The 15,551-nt window shown below is 70.4% G+C and carries 35 protein-coding genes; 34 read left to right on the top strand and 1 reads right to left on the bottom strand.

Annotated features, from left to right (window positions below; all coding sequences use genetic code 11):
- Window positions 1-86: 86 nt before the first annotated feature.
- Window positions 87-581 carry a helix-turn-helix domain-containing protein gene (locus MQP27_RS40955; protein WP_242775175.1) on the bottom strand — a complete coding sequence of 165 codons (495 nt, stop codon included), beginning with the start codon at window positions 579-581 and terminating at the stop codon, window positions 87-89.
- Window positions 582-737: 156 nt separating this feature from the next.
- Between MQP27_RS40955 and MQP27_RS40960 the strand changes: the two genes are divergently transcribed.
- From MQP27_RS40960 to MQP27_RS41120, 34 genes are all read left to right on the top strand, one after another.
- Entirely contained in the window at window positions 738-977 is a 240-nt protein-coding gene (locus MQP27_RS40960) for a helix-turn-helix domain-containing protein (protein WP_242775177.1), read from the top strand.
- Entirely contained in the window at window positions 977-1,102 is a 126-nt protein-coding gene (locus MQP27_RS51245) for a hypothetical protein (protein WP_278197149.1), read from the top strand. Before MQP27_RS40960 ends, MQP27_RS51245 begins: the two co-directional genes overlap by 1 nt.
- Window positions 1,102-1,290, top strand: a complete 189-nt coding sequence (locus MQP27_RS40965; protein ID WP_242775179.1) for a hypothetical protein — start codon at window positions 1,102-1,104, stop codon at window positions 1,288-1,290. Before MQP27_RS51245 ends, MQP27_RS40965 begins: the two co-directional genes overlap by 1 nt.
- Before the next feature lie 81 nt (window positions 1,291-1,371).
- Entirely contained in the window at window positions 1,372-1,623 is a 252-nt protein-coding gene (locus MQP27_RS40970) for a hypothetical protein (RefSeq protein WP_242775181.1), read from the top strand.
- Window positions 1,616-2,005, top strand: a complete 390-nt coding sequence (locus MQP27_RS40975; RefSeq protein WP_242775183.1) for a hypothetical protein — start codon at window positions 1,616-1,618, stop codon at window positions 2,003-2,005. The genes MQP27_RS40970 and MQP27_RS40975 overlap by 8 nt, the downstream gene beginning before the upstream one ends.
- Window positions 1,995-2,672 carry a helix-turn-helix domain-containing protein gene (locus MQP27_RS40980; RefSeq protein WP_242775186.1) on the top strand — a complete coding sequence of 226 codons (678 nt, stop codon included), beginning with the start codon at window positions 1,995-1,997 and terminating at the stop codon, window positions 2,670-2,672. Before MQP27_RS40975 ends, MQP27_RS40980 begins: the two co-directional genes overlap by 11 nt.
- Complete coding sequence (locus MQP27_RS40985) at window positions 2,669-2,998, top strand: hypothetical protein (protein ID WP_242775188.1); 330 nt, start codon at window positions 2,669-2,671, stop codon at window positions 2,996-2,998. Before MQP27_RS40980 ends, MQP27_RS40985 begins: the two co-directional genes overlap by 4 nt.
- Window positions 2,999-3,000: 2 nt before the next feature.
- Window positions 3,001-3,468: a hypothetical protein gene (locus MQP27_RS40990; RefSeq protein WP_242775191.1), complete on the top strand. Its 468-nt coding sequence runs from the start codon at window positions 3,001-3,003 to the stop codon at window positions 3,466-3,468.
- Complete coding sequence (locus MQP27_RS40995; protein ID WP_242775194.1) at window positions 3,465-3,779, top strand: hypothetical protein; 315 nt, start codon at window positions 3,465-3,467, stop codon at window positions 3,777-3,779. The genes MQP27_RS40990 and MQP27_RS40995 overlap by 4 nt, the downstream gene beginning before the upstream one ends.
- A gap of 425 nt (window positions 3,780-4,204) precedes the next feature.
- Window positions 4,205-4,567, top strand: a complete 363-nt coding sequence (locus tag MQP27_RS41000) for a hypothetical protein (protein ID WP_242775196.1) — start codon at window positions 4,205-4,207, stop codon at window positions 4,565-4,567.
- Window positions 4,564-4,833: a hypothetical protein gene (locus MQP27_RS41005; protein ID WP_242775198.1), complete on the top strand. Its 270-nt coding sequence runs from the start codon at window positions 4,564-4,566 to the stop codon at window positions 4,831-4,833. Before MQP27_RS41000 ends, MQP27_RS41005 begins: the two co-directional genes overlap by 4 nt.
- Window positions 4,830-5,315: a RusA family crossover junction endodeoxyribonuclease gene (locus MQP27_RS41010; protein ID WP_242775200.1), complete on the top strand. Its 486-nt coding sequence runs from the start codon at window positions 4,830-4,832 to the stop codon at window positions 5,313-5,315. The genes MQP27_RS41005 and MQP27_RS41010 overlap by 4 nt, the downstream gene beginning before the upstream one ends.
- A complete protein-coding gene (locus tag MQP27_RS41015; RefSeq protein WP_242775202.1) occupies window positions 5,312-5,821 on the top strand; it encodes a hypothetical protein in 510 nt (169 codons plus the stop codon). The genes MQP27_RS41010 and MQP27_RS41015 overlap by 4 nt, the downstream gene beginning before the upstream one ends.
- Before the next feature lie 67 nt (window positions 5,822-5,888).
- Window positions 5,889-7,127, top strand: coding sequence for a hypothetical protein (locus MQP27_RS41020; RefSeq protein ID WP_242775205.1), 1,239 nt, complete (start codon window positions 5,889-5,891; stop codon window positions 7,125-7,127).
- Window positions 7,124-7,435: a hypothetical protein gene (locus MQP27_RS41025; protein WP_242775208.1), complete on the top strand. Its 312-nt coding sequence runs from the start codon at window positions 7,124-7,126 to the stop codon at window positions 7,433-7,435. Before MQP27_RS41020 ends, MQP27_RS41025 begins: the two co-directional genes overlap by 4 nt.
- A gap of 21 nt (window positions 7,436-7,456) precedes the next feature.
- Entirely contained in the window at window positions 7,457-7,876 is a 420-nt protein-coding gene (locus MQP27_RS41030; protein WP_242775211.1) for a hypothetical protein, read from the top strand.
- Entirely contained in the window at window positions 7,873-8,214 is a 342-nt protein-coding gene (locus MQP27_RS41035) for a hypothetical protein (RefSeq protein ID WP_242775214.1), read from the top strand. Before MQP27_RS41030 ends, MQP27_RS41035 begins: the two co-directional genes overlap by 4 nt.
- A complete protein-coding gene (locus tag MQP27_RS41040; protein ID WP_242775217.1) occupies window positions 8,214-8,687 on the top strand; it encodes a hypothetical protein in 474 nt (157 codons plus the stop codon). Before MQP27_RS41035 ends, MQP27_RS41040 begins: the two co-directional genes overlap by 1 nt.
- The gene (locus tag MQP27_RS41045; RefSeq protein WP_242775219.1) at window positions 8,687-8,935 is read left to right on the top strand and encodes a hypothetical protein; all 249 of its coding nucleotides are present in this window, start codon (window positions 8,687-8,689) and stop codon (window positions 8,933-8,935) included. Before MQP27_RS41040 ends, MQP27_RS41045 begins: the two co-directional genes overlap by 1 nt.
- Window positions 8,932-9,381: a hypothetical protein gene (locus tag MQP27_RS41050; RefSeq protein ID WP_242775221.1), complete on the top strand. Its 450-nt coding sequence runs from the start codon at window positions 8,932-8,934 to the stop codon at window positions 9,379-9,381. The genes MQP27_RS41045 and MQP27_RS41050 overlap by 4 nt, the downstream gene beginning before the upstream one ends.
- Window positions 9,382-9,447: 66 nt before the next feature.
- Window positions 9,448-9,813 (top strand): HU family DNA-binding protein, encoded by a 366-nt coding sequence (locus MQP27_RS41055; protein WP_242775223.1) that lies wholly within the window; start codon window positions 9,448-9,450, stop codon window positions 9,811-9,813.
- Window positions 9,810-10,478: a hypothetical protein gene (locus MQP27_RS41060; protein ID WP_242775225.1), complete on the top strand. Its 669-nt coding sequence runs from the start codon at window positions 9,810-9,812 to the stop codon at window positions 10,476-10,478. Before MQP27_RS41055 ends, MQP27_RS41060 begins: the two co-directional genes overlap by 4 nt.
- Window positions 10,479-10,481: 3 nt before the next feature.
- A complete protein-coding gene (locus MQP27_RS41065; protein WP_242775227.1) occupies window positions 10,482-10,964 on the top strand; it encodes a WhiB family transcriptional regulator in 483 nt (160 codons plus the stop codon).
- 33 nt (window positions 10,965-10,997) lie between these two features.
- On the top strand, window positions 10,998-11,243 hold the full coding sequence (locus MQP27_RS41070; RefSeq protein ID WP_242775229.1) for a hypothetical protein: 246 nt from the start codon (window positions 10,998-11,000) through the stop codon (window positions 11,241-11,243).
- A complete protein-coding gene (locus MQP27_RS41075; RefSeq protein ID WP_242775232.1) occupies window positions 11,243-11,599 on the top strand; it encodes a hypothetical protein in 357 nt (118 codons plus the stop codon). Before MQP27_RS41070 ends, MQP27_RS41075 begins: the two co-directional genes overlap by 1 nt.
- Entirely contained in the window at window positions 11,596-12,210 is a 615-nt protein-coding gene (locus tag MQP27_RS41080) for a hypothetical protein (RefSeq protein WP_242775235.1), read from the top strand. The genes MQP27_RS41075 and MQP27_RS41080 overlap by 4 nt, the downstream gene beginning before the upstream one ends.
- Window positions 12,207-13,322, top strand: a complete 1,116-nt coding sequence (locus MQP27_RS41085; protein ID WP_242775237.1) for a hypothetical protein — start codon at window positions 12,207-12,209, stop codon at window positions 13,320-13,322. Before MQP27_RS41080 ends, MQP27_RS41085 begins: the two co-directional genes overlap by 4 nt.
- A gap of 2 nt (window positions 13,323-13,324) precedes the next feature.
- Window positions 13,325-13,591: a hypothetical protein gene (locus MQP27_RS41090; RefSeq protein ID WP_242775239.1), complete on the top strand. Its 267-nt coding sequence runs from the start codon at window positions 13,325-13,327 to the stop codon at window positions 13,589-13,591.
- Window positions 13,588-13,812, top strand: coding sequence for a hypothetical protein (locus MQP27_RS41095; protein WP_242775241.1), 225 nt, complete (start codon window positions 13,588-13,590; stop codon window positions 13,810-13,812). The genes MQP27_RS41090 and MQP27_RS41095 overlap by 4 nt, the downstream gene beginning before the upstream one ends.
- Complete coding sequence (locus MQP27_RS41100) at window positions 13,809-14,312, top strand: hypothetical protein (RefSeq protein WP_242775243.1); 504 nt, start codon at window positions 13,809-13,811, stop codon at window positions 14,310-14,312. Before MQP27_RS41095 ends, MQP27_RS41100 begins: the two co-directional genes overlap by 4 nt.
- Window positions 14,309-14,605: a hypothetical protein gene (locus MQP27_RS41105; protein ID WP_242775245.1), complete on the top strand. Its 297-nt coding sequence runs from the start codon at window positions 14,309-14,311 to the stop codon at window positions 14,603-14,605. Before MQP27_RS41100 ends, MQP27_RS41105 begins: the two co-directional genes overlap by 4 nt.
- The gene (locus tag MQP27_RS41110; protein WP_242775248.1) at window positions 14,602-15,009 is read left to right on the top strand and encodes a hypothetical protein; all 408 of its coding nucleotides are present in this window, start codon (window positions 14,602-14,604) and stop codon (window positions 15,007-15,009) included. The genes MQP27_RS41105 and MQP27_RS41110 overlap by 4 nt, the downstream gene beginning before the upstream one ends.
- Window positions 14,999-15,178 carry a hypothetical protein gene (locus tag MQP27_RS41115; protein ID WP_242775250.1) on the top strand — a complete coding sequence of 60 codons (180 nt, stop codon included), beginning with the start codon at window positions 14,999-15,001 and terminating at the stop codon, window positions 15,176-15,178. The genes MQP27_RS41110 and MQP27_RS41115 overlap by 11 nt, the downstream gene beginning before the upstream one ends.
- On the top strand, window positions 15,171-15,551 hold the full coding sequence (locus tag MQP27_RS41120; RefSeq protein WP_242775251.1) for a hypothetical protein: 381 nt from the start codon (window positions 15,171-15,173) through the stop codon (window positions 15,549-15,551). Before MQP27_RS41115 ends, MQP27_RS41120 begins: the two co-directional genes overlap by 8 nt.

Here is a 15,551-nt window from a genome sequence, read left to right on the forward strand (position 1 = left end):
GGAATGCATCGTGCGTCGCATGTGACAGGTGAACGTGCATATATGCGCGGAACGTGACGTACTCGTTACAAAGCTTTGGCCTGAAGCTATCCGGTCCGTCGCGGCCGCCGTGCCGGCGGCGACTGCGTGCCCCGCCTCTTGGTGACGGCGTCGTAGTCGGTGGCCATCTGCCGCAGTACCTCTGCGCGATCCTCGGGGTCCACGTCTTCCAGGGCGGCGTCGATCATCCGGCGCACGTGCGCCGGCGCGGAGCGCAGCGCGTCCTCCGCCGCCCGGGTCTGCTGCGCTTCCTGGAGCTCCATCTCCCGCAGAATCGCGGCGGCTTCCTCGTGATGCTCTTGCAGTCGGTCGGCGGTCACTCCGACAGTGCGCGCCATCGCTGCCACGGTCGATGGCTTGCCGGACACCTGCTTGCGGTTCGCGCCGGTGCCCCGATAGCCGGCCTCGATCTGCCGCCAGCTGCTGCCGCTGAAGGTGAACGGCATACGTGCTGCCGCGGTTTCCGGGCTGATGCCCTGCGCTTCCCGGGCCAGGCGGATGAGTGCTCCGTAGCCGGGCGGCCCTAGATCTCGTGTCGCCATGCTGTCTCTTCTCCCCCTCGTAGGGACTCGTACTTTCTCGAAATTTATTGAAGATCAGCAGGTAGCGCGAGTGCGTGCACGACTCCTTCACAAGCGGCAGGAGTATTCAGGACTTGTCACTTGTGGAAACTAGTGGTGAGTCGTACAGTCGGACGCATGAACGAAGACCCCCGACAGTTCCGCCGTCGGCGGATCGAGGCCGGTCTGAGCCAGACCGACCTCGCCATGCGAGCCGGGGTCGCGCCGAGCCACATCTCGGACGTGGAGAACGGGCGCGCCGGCTTCTCTCCCAAGAACCTCAAGGCCATCGCCGACGTCCTCGGCTGCGCGATCCACGACCTGCTGCTTCCGGAGCCGGAACACGCGGCCGGCGCACCCGCCAAGAGCGTGGCCTGATGCGCGCCCGGATCGACGCCGTGTGCCGGTGGGTGTGCACCAACTGCGGTCACCGGAACGGCATCCTCCGCGCCCAGTGCCGCGTCTGCGGCGCCGACCGCGAGTTCAAAGCGGGCGTGGCCTGATGTCCGGGCCGCGCATCTGCCGCACGGCGGAGGAAGCGTTCCAGGCCGGATACGAGGCGCCCTGCGAGCACCACGTGCCCGACCCGAACGACTGCCCCCGCTGCCGCCTCACCGATGCCGAGATCGCGCGCCTGGCCGTGCTGCACCGGCCCCACCTGCTCCCGGCCCCGCTCCAGCGGGCCGCCTGAACGCACTGAGGGCCCGTCGGATGCCCCCGACGAGCCCTCGGCCCACCAGCCCATCACCTTGAGAGGAATGAGGTGGACCCGATGCGCACCAGCATCGCACACGCCGCCCACGGCGCGGCCCCCAAGCCGCGACACACGGCAGCCGGAGAGCCGACGTTCGTTCCGCCGCTCGACATCGCCCGCGACAACGCGCGCCGTGTCCTGACCGAGGCACAGGAACTGGACCTGGACACGGCCACCGTCGGCGAGGTCTACGGCCAGCGCGGAGCCCTTCAGGAGAGCCTTCGCCAGGTGCTGGCCGCGCTCGACGCGGAGGACGGCCGCGATGCCTGAGCCCCTCACCGACGCCTATCTGAAGGAGACGCAGCGGATCATCGCTGCCGTCCCGAAGGGCCCCTGGAAGGTCGAGCCGAACGAGCACGGGCTTCCCGACCAGGTGGGCCCCATCGCCTTCCTGGAGACCTGGGTCGACAGCGACCGGCTGCCCGTCGTCGAGTTCGTCGCCTTCGCCCGCGAAGCCCTTCCCCGGTACGTCGGCGAGAACGCTCGGCAGCAAGACGAGAACAAGCGCCTCCGAGCCGAGGTGGCCGCGGCCCGCCGATTCGCGGAAGAGATGCGGAACTTCTGCTCCCCGCACGGCGTGTCCGTGCACTACGCGAACCAGCTCGTCGAGGCCATGGACCGCGCCAAGGGCGGTGCCCGCAATGGCCGATGACAACCTCACCTTCCCGTGGGCCCGCTCGTACGACGCGGACCAACTCGCCGCCTTCGTCGAGGACCTGTGGGGCGCCGCCTCGGGCGACAACGACCTGGAGACCCTCGACGCCATCGAGCGCGTTATCGCCGCGCACCGCCCCGAGCCCGAGCCCGAGGAAGCCCCGGTCGAGTGCCCGCTGGACGCCCGCGACATCGAAGTCCTCGTCTGCCTGGCCAACGGACACACACGGCTGGGTGCCGCCCGCAAGGTCAGCATGAGCGAGGACGCCGTTCGCGCCCTGTTGGCCCGGATGTACCTGCGCCTGGGCGTCCAGAACGCGGCCCACGCCGTCGCCACCGCACAGCACTACCGATGGCTGCCCACCGACAAGCTCAACATCCCGCAGCCCATCGTCGTGCAGCGCATGAGCCCGCAGGCCTGGAAGGCGCACTACCGCGAGCGCGCCCAGCAACTGCGCGCCCGGCCGGGCGAGTTCGTCACCGTCGGCCCCTACTTCAGCTTCGACGGCGCCCGCAGGGCGGTGCACCGGATCCAACTGGGCCTCCTCGACGACTTCCGGCCCGCCGGTTCCTTCGAGGCCACCGCGTACACCGAGGCCGGCCTGTGGGCCGTCCGGGCCCGCTACGTCGGAACCGCCTCCACTCCCCAGAAAGCCGTCTCATGACCTTCGACACGCCCACCAGGCGTCTGGACTATAAGCCGACCGCCAAGGTGGACAGCAGCGAGCAGATGACCGCGTTCCTGGACGCGGCCGAGGAGGGCTGGCCGGACTACCAGCCGGTTCTCCACCGGCGGTACGGCACGTACGGCGTCGTCCGTAGCGACAGCTGCGCCAACGTGCCCTTCCTGTTCGACGGCAAGCCCCGCCGCGTGTGCCTCGACTTCGAGGGCCACACCTGGGTGTCCGTCGTCTGGAACCCGGGCGGCGCCTTCCCGTTGCGCTGCTGGGTCCCCGCCCGCCGCATCCGCACCTGCGGGCGGAGGTACTGAGCATGCGCTACGCGATCATCGCCACCGACGGCCAGCTCACACACGCGGCCGACGAGCCCGACTGGGACGCCCTCATCGGCCCCGAGGGAAAGTCGCGCGTTCACCTTCCCGGCCTCGCCGTGGCCGCCTGGGCGTCCGACGTCGGACTGCTCTTCCCGAAGCGGTACCCGCGCAACATCACCGCATCGTGCGTGCTCGCCGCTTTCGGCGCCCGCGTGCAGCCGTACGCCGGACCGATCGTGTTCACCGGCTGGAACCCGGCCAACACCGGGCTCGGCCTGTCGGAGATCGAGCCCCTGCCGCAGCCCGTGGAAGCCCTCGACATGGTGCACGGCGCCGTGCTCAAGGCCCTCGACGGCCAGACGCCGCGGGACTTCACCCCGAGCTGGGCGGAGCAGATGCGCGAGATCGCCGAGCACGCCCGCACCGCGCCCACGCAGGGCATCACGATCCGGGCGGTGAAACTGTGACGGCCGCCGACCACATCCGCTTCGAGTCCCCGGCGCCTCACCTGCCGCTGCCGTCAGCGGAGATGCGCGACGCCTTCATCGCCGCCCTGCGCACGCGTCCCGGGGAGTGGGCCCTCATAGGCCAGAACCGGTCGCCAGGGGCGGCACGGCAGGCGGCCTACGCCCTTCGGAACTCGCTGAGCCCCTGGACCTATCTGCCCGGCAGCCTCTTCGAGACCGACTGCAAGACCGTCATCGGGGAGCACCGCGTCTACGTCCGCTACATGGGCGACGCCGCCGAGGCCGCGACCAGCGAGGTGCCGCCCGCATGAAGACCACCCGCCCGGCGTCAAAGTCGACTGCCCCCGCCGACTGGATGGCGGCCCCGGCAGCAGCCAAGGCAGAAGAGGTGCACCGTGCCGCTCCTGTGACGCTGCCTGCGCCGGGCGGGCCCCAGACCACCCGTTCCGCGTCAACGTCACCCACCCGCGGTCTCCGTTCAGCCGCATCGGGAGCGAAGGGAGGCGAGGGGCCGCGACTTACCTGGGCGCCGGAGACCCTCCCTGCGCGGAACGGGTCCCAGACCGCTCGCCCGGAGTCAACGTCACCCGACGAGTCCGGATTGCCCCGATCGGGAGCCAAGGCCGGGGAGGCGCCGCTGACAGATCCGGCGCCGATGACCCGACCTGCTCCGGGCGAGCACCCCACCGCACGGCTGCCGCTGGCCGCCGATGCCAGCCGAGACCAGTGAGCAGACATGAACGAACGACTGACCGAAGAGGCCATCGCGCAAGCGCTCAGCGCGCGTGGCTACCGGACCATGACGACCGAGCAGTGGAGCCGCCAAGGCGCCCTCGACGTCATCCGTGAGCAGCGGCGACGGAACGCCGACGATCCGCGCGTCCGAAGCCTGGACGAGATCGCTTCCAGGCTTGCGGATCGCCTCACCAAGTACGTGGACGTACCCGCAGCGGACATGGCCACCGTGCTCCTGGCGGCCGGCGCGTCGGTCGGTGCCCTCGCCCTGATGCACTCCCTACCCGGCCCGGTCATCTCCGAGATCCTCCAGGTGACTGGCGCGGAACTGGACCGGCGTGCCACCGAGGGCGGTCAGGGATGACGCTCACCGACGCTGAACTGGACCAGCTGATCGAGGACATCGGCCTGAAAAGGCCTGATGAGGACCTCGAACACGGGGCCATCGAGCACGGCACAGAAAAGGGTGCCCTTCAGCACCGCCACCGCGAGGAACGGCTGTGCCCCCGCTGCCGCCAGGCCGTACGAGACGCCTACGACCAGCGCCGCTACGGACGCACCGGCTACCTCACCGAGGCCGAGTGGCAGGCCCAGAAGGGCTCGCGCGGAGACGGCGGTGAGAAGCCATGACCCGACTCGCCCTGACGATCACCGTGCATGGCACCCCGGGCCCGCAGGGATCGAAGACCCGGAACGCCGCCGGAGCGCTCTACGAGTCGTCCGCGAAGGTCAAGCCGTGGCGCGAGGCAGTCAAGTCGGCCGCCCTCGACAAGCTCGTCCTCGACACAGAGTGGCAGCCGCTTCGCGAAGCGGTCCGGCTGGAGGTCGTGTTCACCCTCGGGCGTCCGAAGAGCCACTTCGGCACGGGCAAGAACGCTGGCCTGGTGAAGCCGTCCGCTCCGCGCTTCCCCACCGGGAAGCCCGACACGGACAAGCTGCTCCGTTCCACCCAGGACGCCCTGAAGGACGCGGGCGTGCTCCTGGACGACTCCGTCGTGACCGACACGGTCGCCGCCAAGCGCTACGTGCTCACCACCGACGACACCCTCTCGCACCCCGGCGCCGTCATCCGCGTGTGGCGCCTGAACGAGCCCAAGGAGCCCACGCCGTGACCCAGTTGAAGTTCGACCCGAAAGTCTCCGCGTCGGCACAGGAGGCCCTGGAGCCGCACGTCCGGCCCGTGTACGCCACGCCCGCCTCCCGCCGGTTGTTCATCGGGGAGTTCGCGGCGATCGAGCGGACCGAGCCCGCACCGGGCTCGGAGAAGGAGGCGTCCGTCAAGGTCCGCATCGTCGCCCTGGAGCTGCCGAACGAGTCCCAGGAGGGCTACGTCCGCGAGGCCCTGCGCTTCCTGCACCTCCAGCGCACGGCCCGCGGAACCCTCGACGACGACGGCCAGCTGGAGCTCGACGAGAGCACGCTGCGCCTGACCGGCGGCCAACTCGCCTACATGGAGACCGCACGCCTGCGGGCCGGCCTCATGCACTGGGCGGCGTACGCCCGACGCGTCCTGCACACCTCGAACATCACCGTCACCGAGGCCATGCACGAGATCAAGACCGTCGCCGACGGACTCACGGCGGCCCTCGACGGCGCGCTCGGAGACGACGACTCCTGACACCCATCACGCGCCCATGAGGCGCGCGTGACTCAACCCGACCAGGCCCTGAAGGGAGGTGACCCCTATGCCTCAACGCGTCCGTGTACCCCTGCGCGTCGTCGTCGGCCACTACGCCGACGCGACCGTCAGCGTGTACGTGAAGATCGCCGCGCTCGACCGGCGCGACAGCGGCTGCGAGGCAGGGGTCGCCTATCTCTCCGGCCTGCTCGGCCTGGCGCGCTCCACGGTCGAACGCGCGCTGACGCAGCTGATGAGGCCTGCGCCGGACGACGACATAGTGGAGCTGACGAGCCAGCGGCGCACCCGGCAGGGCGGCGAGGGCTGGACGGCTGTGCGCCGGGTCCGCGCCACCAACCCGCAGCGTGAGCACGGGGCTTGGGTTCCGTCGCGCGCCGCCGAGAGTCTCAGCCCGCGCCAGCTGCGCTGCTACGCGGCTCTGGCGTACGCCACCGCGACCGGCGTGCACGCCACGCTCGCCGAGCTGGCGCGCGTGCTGCGCCACCGCTCCGGACAGAAGGCCGGCCAGCCCCTGGCCGTGCGCTCGGTGCGCCGCATCCTGCGCGACCTGGAGCAGCTCGGCTGGATCACCGTCGAGCCGCGCGCCGGGTACCGCGGCCGCCACATCTACACCGTCCACGACGAGCCGGTCCAGGCCGTGCTCACTGCGGACTCTGGAGAGGGATCGGGTGGGGATCTTGGTGAGGGATCGCTAACAGTGGATCACCACCAGACTGACTCACCCGATGATCAACCGCCCACTGCCGCCTTGGACTTCCGCCGTAGGCGAGAGCAGGTAGTAGCGGGCGGCCCTGTGGAAAACCCTCCGCTTCCCGCCGCAGTTCGCCGCCCGTACGGGGGGCCTCAGCTGAGTCTCGCTCCGCGGATCTGGCGAGTCCTCGAACCGGTGAAGACGCTGCTGCCCGGCCTGTCGCCGTACGTCGTGCGGGAGCTCGCCAGGGAGATCGGCCGCCAGCTGGACGAGGGCCAGGAGGTTGAACGGCTGCGCAGCCGACTGGAGTTCCGCTTCGCGTCCACCGACACGATCCGCGACCCCGGCCGGTGGCTGCTCGGCGCAGGCATCGTCCGCCGCGGCTGCGGGCTGGCCGCGTGCGAGTCCGGCCTGATCTGGCACACCGGCCGCCTGTGCTCCAGCTGCGTCGCCACCTGGTCGTCCGCGGAGCGGTTGCGCCGCATCGAACGCGAACTCGACCAGCGCGAGCGCGACATGGGCATCCGCACCCCGTACCAGCTTCCCCCGGGGCGCCCGCAGCCCTCCGCGCTCCCGATGGGGAGGCGGAGATGAACGACGACTCCGAGCTGCCCCGCCCGGCCACCGGCCAGCTCCTGGCCCTCGCCACCGCCGCTCGACCGGACTGGCCCCTGGACCAGCTGCGCGACGCGATCGCCCAGGCCCGCACGGCCGGCATGACCTTCGGCCGCGCCCTGGTCGTCGTCGCGCAGATGATCGCCGACCCCATGGCCCAACCCGGGGACCTGCTCGCCGAGTTGCCGGAGCCGTGGCGCCACCGTCGGCGCCCGCCCGGACCCGAGACCTACCACCGCGGAGCCGCCGCCGTACGCGCGGCCCTGCACCACACCGAAACCGACTGAACCCGAAGGGAGGCGATGGCGATGACCGCAACGCTGCACATCGGCCGTCGCACCACCCCGCACCACCCGCTCACCGGCCTGCGCGCCCGCTGGGAGACCTTCCAGTTGAAGCGCTCCCGCCGCGTGCAGACCGCCACCTTTCAGCGGCTCCACGACGCGCTGCCCCTGGACAACATGGACCGGCACGCGCTGGACGCCCCGGCCCTTGAGAGCGCCTTCGCGGACCTGGCCGCCGACCACCCCGACACGGTCACCCCGGCCGACGGCGGCAGCGCGGCCCGCGAGGCCGACCGCGAGCAGCTGCTCATCGCGCTGCGCGACCACGCGTTCCGCGAGGCCCACCCGACGCCGGAACACGGCTGGTCCCCGGAGGTCGTCGCCGCCCATCAGCGCCTGATCGCCGACGTCCACGCCTGCTTCCACCCCGGCGGCGACTCATGAGCGCCGCGGCGAAGGAATTCCAGGCGGACGCGACCACACGGTCCCTGCTGCACCAGCGGCTCTACACGCTGTTCGGGCGCCGCGTGAGCGAGGTCCGCATCACCCGCGTCACCTGGCCCGAGGGACACCGCTGGGTGGCCATGGTGCTCGGCCCCGGCGACAAGGAGGTCCCCCCCGTGCGAGGGAGCGGCCTGCACGTCCAGGCGGCCCTCGTCCTCAAGGAGGCCTTCCCGCAGGCGAACTGGGGCCGCGGCCAGAACTACGACGTCACCACCGGGGTCCTGCGCGAGCACGTCGTACGGCAGCCCGCCAGCGCGAGGAAGGCGCGGAACACCTGATGCGCACGTATGAGGAAGCCTCCAAGGAGGCGCTCCCCGAGGGAACGTTCTCGAACAGCTCCCAGTGGGAGGTCTGGTCGGCGAAGAACTGCGACCGCTGCGTCCACGACGAGCCGGGCCGCCAGGGCGACGCCGCGAACGGCTGCCCGCTGATCCTGATCGCCCTGGAGGGCAGACGCCCGGCCGAGTGGCTCACGCAGACCGAGCAGCAGGAAGTCCACGCCGACTACACCTGCACCGAGTTCCGCGACGAGAACGACTCCGACCCGGAGCCGCACCCCGTGCCCACCCCGGACGGCCAGGGCGAGCTCGTACCCCGCGAGCCGTACGAGGGCCACCGCGTCCTCACACCGCTCAACTGGCAAGACCGCGGGGGCCGCGACTTCGCCGCGTCCATCGAGTCCGGCCTGACCGAGGACTTCGACGCCTTCGAGCGCCGTGTCACCGCAGCCGACACCACACGGAGGCCCTGATGCTGAACACCTCTGAGTGCGCCGTCCCCTCGTCGAGGGAGAAGGAACTCCAAGCCGAGAACCGGGACCTGCGCGAGCTCGTCGCCAAGCTCACGGACCGGCTCGACATGCTCCAGACGGCCAACGAGGGCGCCTACAAGGAACTTTCGATCGCGACCGGGGGCCCGCGCTTCGACCCCGCGCAGCCGTTCGGCACCGACCCGAAGCGGAAGCTCGGCACGCTCTTCATGAAGGGCAGCCGCCCGTGATCGGCTACGTCTTCCTCGCGATCGGCTCGGCCGGCACGGCGGCCGTCGCCTACTGCGTGGCACCCACCGGGCGAGGCCTGCACCGGTACGTCGTGCCCCGCTCCCAGCTGCGCGCGCAGATCGTCTTCTGCGATAACGAGAACGACGAGCTCGTGTGCAAGCTGATTGGCCTCGCTGCGGAGGTGGACGGCGCCTACGAAGAGCTGCGCGAAGCGCTGACCGGCAAGGAGAAGGCCGAGCAGCAGGTCGCGGACCTCGAAGAGCAGCTGAAGGCCTTCGACGCGCTGTGTGCCGAGAACACGGAACTGCGGGCCCGCCTCGCCAACGCGACCGCCGTGCGTCAGATGCTGCCCGGTCCCAGCCCGGCCGACGACGCGAGCGCGCTCCCCGACGAGCTCCAGGACTTCGTCGACCAGACCGCTTCCGCCTGGCGCGCCACCGCCTGAAAGAGCCCCGCTCGCCGCCCGGATGTCACCGGCCGGGCGGCGGGCGGCAGATCAAGGAGAACCATCTTGAAGAAGAAGCCCACCCGCATCACCGAGCGCCTGAACACGACCAAGCTGATCGAGGTCGTGGCCGCCGACCTCGACACCACCCCGGCCGCCGTACGGCCGATGGTGATGGCCACCTTCAACGCCATCGCCCGCGCCAACGCCTCCGGCTACGACGTGGCCATCACCAACTTCGTCACGTTCTTCTCCCGCAAGCTGAAGCGCGCCAAGCGCCGCAACCCGCGGACCGGCGAGATGATCATGTCGCCCGCGCACCAGGTCGTCCGGTTCAGGGTGTCCGACCACCTCGCCGACGCCGTCCGGCGCCAGGACCGCAAGGTCACCATCAGTAAGGCGGCCAAGGGCACCGCGGGCGGTGCGAAGTGACCAGCACCCTGCTTGCCCCGCCGCCCCGCATGGCCCGGCTCCCGCGCGACCGGCACGGCAGGCCGATCCCCTGGTTCGTGGACTACGTGAACGGACAGCCCGACTTCCGCCTGGCCGACACCCGCAAGCTCCACGACGCGATCGCCTTCCGCTGCTGCTGGCTCTGCGGCCACACGCTCCGGAACTTCACGCTCGGCCCGGCCGCCACCCAGTGCGCGTACGTGGTCGGACCCATGTGCGCCGTGAACCGGGTCAGCTCCGAGCCGCCCGCCCACCGCGACTGCGCCATCTACGCGGCCTTGGCCTGCCCGTTCCTGACGACGCCGCACATGCAGCGGCGGCCCATCGACCTACCGGACCTCGTGAAGCCGGACGGGGAGATGATCCTCCGCAATCCGGGCGTCGCCCTGGTGTGGGTGACGAACACCTGGCGCATGGTGGCCGGCCACCAGCTGTTCAACATCGGCGAGCCGGCGACCGCCTTGTGGTTCCGCGAGGGCCGACCCGCGACCCGCGACGAGGCCCTGGCCGCCATCGACTCCGGCATGCCGATCCTGCGCGAGGCCGCCGACGCCGACACCGACCCGGAAGCCGCGCTCGCCCACCTCGACAGCCAGTACGCGCGCGCCCTCGAACTGCTTCCCGCCGAGACGGCCGCGGAGTGAGCCATGACCTACACCGGATCCACCCCCGACACGGCCGCGCGCCCCCTCGACTGGATGGCGCGCATGGCCTGCCGTGACGAGGACCCCGACCTGTTCTTCGACAAGACCAAGACGCATGAGGCGCGCCTCGTGTGCGCCGTGCGCTGCACCGTCCGGGCCGAGTGCCTGGCCAACGTGAAAGCAGCGGAGCGAGGCACCCCCAGGGCCTATCGCGACGGCGTCGCCGCCGGCCTCGCCCACAACGAACGCTGGCGACTCGACCTCGACGCCACCCGCGGCAAGGACGACCCAGCCCCCCTCATCCTCGACGGCACCGAACCCTGCGGCACGCACAACGCGCTCTTGGGCCACCTCTGGAGGGGCGAGCGCATCGACCCCGAGTGCTGGAGCGCGGAGGTGCGCCGCGACCGCCTGGACCGGGTCACAGCCGCGCGCAGGGACGAGGAAGACGGACCAGGCGAAGAACCGCTGAAGGCTGCTTCGTGACCTCGACAACTACGAATCCCCGCAAGGACCTTGATGCACCACATCGGCCCCGCCGTGCTCGCGGTCGCCGCCCTTGCCGCGCTCGCACTGCTGCTCGGCGCACGGGCCTCCTGGTTCTACGCCCTGCTGTCCCTCGCCTGCCTTCTTCAGGGAGCCAGCGAGGCCTACCAGGAACACCGCTTTCCCACCCTCGGCTGCCTCGTGGCCGCAGCCTTCTTCGCCGGCGCGGCTTTCCACGCCCTCTTCGCCAACACGGCCGCCCACGAAAGCGGCAGCTGATGGCCACCTTTTCCACCATCGAAGACCTCAAGGACCAACCCGTGAACATCGGCCCTGTTCATACCGGGGACAGCGTCTCCGTCCTCACCGTCATCGGGATCTGCGCCAATGCGGCGATGGCCTGCCTGGCGCTCGCACTCCTTCCCTGGAGGGGTACCGGCAGGCACCGGGCAACCCGATCCGACCCGGCGCGCATTGAGGCTTCGGCTGATGCCCCGGACATCGACCACGACACCGTCCAGATCCCGCGCCTCCCCGTCGCGAAGTTGCTCGACCCCGACACCGAGACCACCCTCAGCACGCCGCTACCGCGCCAGCGCACTGGCCCGGTCATGTCCGAAGGAACCCTCCGATGATCCGGAACACCACTCACGACGCGCAGAACCCGGGCGACAGCATGCTCTTCCTCGCCGCCAGCATGGGCCCCGGCGGGGTCGCCCAGGCCGTCGACGAACAGGAGCGCGCTGGCCAGGCCCAGCTCGTCAACTCCACACAGCTGCCCACCGACCTGCGCGGAGGCAGCCGCGAGGACTTCGAGGCCGTCGGCTTCCAGTTCGGCGAACCCACGCCGGGCGACCATCTCTTCATGGAGGCGACGTTGCCCGACGGGTGGACGCGCCAGGCGTCCGATCACCCGATGGGCTCGTACATCGTCGACGAGCACGGCCGGCAGCGCGTGTCCATCTTCTACAAGGCCGCGTACTACGACCGCAGCGCACACATGACGCTGACCAGCCACTTCAGCTACGTATACGGCTGCGTGCAGCGCGGCCAGCCGGTTGTGCCCGACGACAACTGGGCCACCCGCGAGGCCCTCACCGCGGCTGCGAAGAGCTGCGCCAAGCAGGCCCAGGACGACATCGACACGTGGACGGAGCTCTCCAACCCGGGCTACGTCGCGGAGTACACCGCGATGCGCGACAAGTTCATCGCGCTCGAAGCCGAGTACGGGCCGGTGACGAAGTGAGCGCCGACGAGCAGCGCCGCAAGGTCCTCGCCGACGTCGCCGAGGCGTACGACGTCCCGGTGGCCCTGCTCGGCACCGAGAGCGAACGGGTGTACCTGCACCACTGGCTCACTCAGGCCGTCGCCGAGGCGTGGAAGAAGGGTGCGGAGACACACCAGCTGGCGAAGAAGGCCCGCTCGGACATCGTCGATGCGGTCATGCCCATCGTCGGCCAGCTCCAGGAGCAGCGCGACTCGGCCCTGCGCCCCAACGGCCGCGCGTACGGACTGGCCCGCACATGGCAGCGCGCCCACGGCTCAGCGATGTTCCTCGTCCGGGCCGCCGGCGCCGAGCTGCTCGACGTACTGGACGACTCCGGCGCCCAAGAGCGGGGAGTTGTCCACCCCGAGCCGAACGGCCAGGCCAGCCAGCTGCACAGGGTGGACGAAATGCCGGTCGCGGCCGAGTGTTCCGCCCAGTACTACAAGGCCAACTTCGGCCCCGCGCGTCAGTGCATCCGAGCGGCCCAACACCACGGCGACCACATCGACGAGCATGGCTTCCACTGGTCCGACACGGTGGCCGCCTACCCCGTCGTCGATGACCAGCAGCCGACGAACCAGGGCCTGTTGACAGGCATCGAGGTACGGGATCCGTGCCCGTACTGCGAGAGCTGCCCGCTCATTCCGCGCACGCTGTTGGACGATCACGTGCGCGAGCACCATCCGGACGTGGCCATCGCCAGCCACGAGAACGGCAGTTCGGCACCGACGGAGCCTCCCACCTGCGAGGCTTACCGGACGCCCGCCACAGCCGCCGAGACCGGCCTGTGCGCCCGCTGCGGCATGTACGACTACAAGCATCACGTCGCATCCTCGTCGGACGAGGGGGGCGTCGACCGCGCCGAGCCAGCACAGCGGCAGCGCGATGCACTAGCTCAGGCACTCCGAGAAGCCCTCGCCGCCTTCCACGAAGTGAAGACCGGGCTCAGCGGCACCGTCATCGTGCACGAGGCCTCCTACGGCATCCATCCCAGCAACTTCAACCGGTGGCGCGCAGCCCTCGACGGCGTGCCCGTCAACTGCGCGAAGCCCGGCGGCTGTTGCGGCTGCCCGCACGAGATGGAGGCCTGATCGTGGCACGCCGTATCAAGGCTGCGTCGGTCGAGCGGCTCCTCATCGACCAGGGCCACAAGTTCTCCGAGTTCGAGGGAGGGGAGTGGGACCCCGGGTTCCGCGTTGCCCAGGGCGGCACCCGCTACGTGTTCGTCTTCTACGACGGTCCCGGCGAGGCCGAACAGCTCGAAGCCATCACCACGGAGCTCCGCGCCGCCGGGTATCACGTGGTCGCCACCCAGCAGGACCGCAGTGGGCGTCGGCGCCTGGAGGTGACCCGGCCGTGACCATGCTCGCGCCCGAACCCATATCGACAGACACCGTCGATGACGGCATCACGCACCTCGTCTGCTGCAAGGAGGACATCGCCCTCTGCGGTACCGACGTAAGCGGTGAGCCTTACGTCACCGAAGACGTGCCTATCGACTGCGTCGTCTGCCTCGATTTCGAGGCCTGCCCCGTATGTGGCTCGCCCATCGACTCCGTGTACGAGCAGGAAGCACTGTGAGACCGACCTTCACTCGCGGTTTCCGCCTGCACCACAACGGCCGGATCATCCACGGCGCCGAGCTCCCCGACGGGGAGGTCATCGTCGCCGACGACCCTCAGTACGGGCTCGGGACGGCCGCGCTGTCGCTGGAAGACCTGCTGAAGAGCTACCACGGTGCACGCGTCGAGTGGCCCGGCGACCTGCTCGTGCCCACCATGCTCTTCCAGGAGCTCGTCGAAATCGCCGCCATGGCCCAGTCGGGGGCCATGGCCGACCCTCGACGCGCCAGGAACGTCCTCGGTCGGCTGACCACGTACCTCGGCTACGACGTGGTCGGGCGCGCCGCTGACGCGCTGGACGCTGCCGTGTACGCGGTGCACGCGTGGGTCTCCAACGAGGACGCTCCGATGCCTTGTTGCGGGCGTACGCGTCGAGAGGTCCCGACCACGAACCGGGTGACCTCGAACCCGGAGCAGGTGACCTGCCGCGGCCGGGAGCCGGGGGAGTCGCACCGGTGAGCGCGCACCCCGGCGACGTGATCGTCGAGCACCCGACCGTCGTGGAGACGGCGCTCGCCCTGGCGGACGCCGACCTTCGCGACCGGTACGGGCCCGAGAACGGCGTCGAGCCCTGGTACATGGCGCCCCTCGGCCCCACCGACCACATCTACCCGAACTGCCCGCACCTGCTCCGCTCCCTCCGCGGAGCCGACCCACAGCAGGGCAGCGGCGCCCTGTACCCCGACGCCGGCGACGTGTGCGGCTGGTGCTGCCGCGTCTGGCGTGCACGACGAAACAAGGACCGATCATGACCAACACCCAGTGGAACGGCGAGCCGTGCACGGCCACGCAAGTCACTGTCACCGTCGCTGACAACGGATTCTTCCCCGCCTATTGGGCCCGGGAGTTCGTCGGCACCCGCCGCAAAGCGGTCGAGGTCGAGTACGGCGACCACACCTTCTACCTCGACGACGAGGACGGCTCCGGCTGGGACAAGGTCACCCACGGCGGCGCGCCGGACTGGGGACACCGCGACCTCGCCATCGAACCCGGAAGCGTCGAACCGCGCGCCGTCGCGATGCCGGAGTTCGACTACCCCCGCGACCCGGACGCCGAGGAAATCCTTAACACCCTGCCCACCGACGTCCAGCAGCGCATCCGCGCCCGGCTGGCCGCCGAGGCAGCCGAAGGAACGGAGCAGTCCCATGAGCACTGAGAGGCACGTAAACGTCAGCCTCGACTTCGTCACCGACGCAGACCCGGCCGCCGTCGGCGCCCGCGTGGTCGAAATCGTCGTCGCCGAGGTGGTCGAGCGACTCACCGGCGCGAGCTGGCACGGCTTCGAACTCGACGACGACCAGCAGACGGAGGCCACCGATGCCTGAACTGCCTTTCCCCGCCACGGACCCGCAATCCTTCGACCTGGACACCGCCTCGAACGCCATCGGCGAAGCCACCTTGAGGCTCGTCAAGCTGACGTTCCGGGAGCCCGGAACCCTCCCGAGCGCGGCAGATGGGCGAGCGTTCATGGAGAGCCTGCGAGGTGCCCTCACGGCCGGCTCCGCCGCCTGCTCCGAGGTCACCCGCATACGCGGCGAGCTCACGGTGCTCCGCGATGGCCACCGGCCGCAGCCGCACGCCGACCCCACGAAACCCGGGGCCCTGTGTGCGGCCTGCTCCGTCCACGGCTCCATCGTCGCGTGGCCGTGCGCCACATGGTCGGCTGCGGAACGGATCCTCACCCACGGAAAGGCCTAA

The organism is Streptomyces cylindrosporus (genome assembly GCF_022698165.1).
Lineage (GTDB): Bacteria > Actinomycetota > Actinomycetes > Streptomycetales > Streptomycetaceae > Streptomyces > Streptomyces cylindrosporus.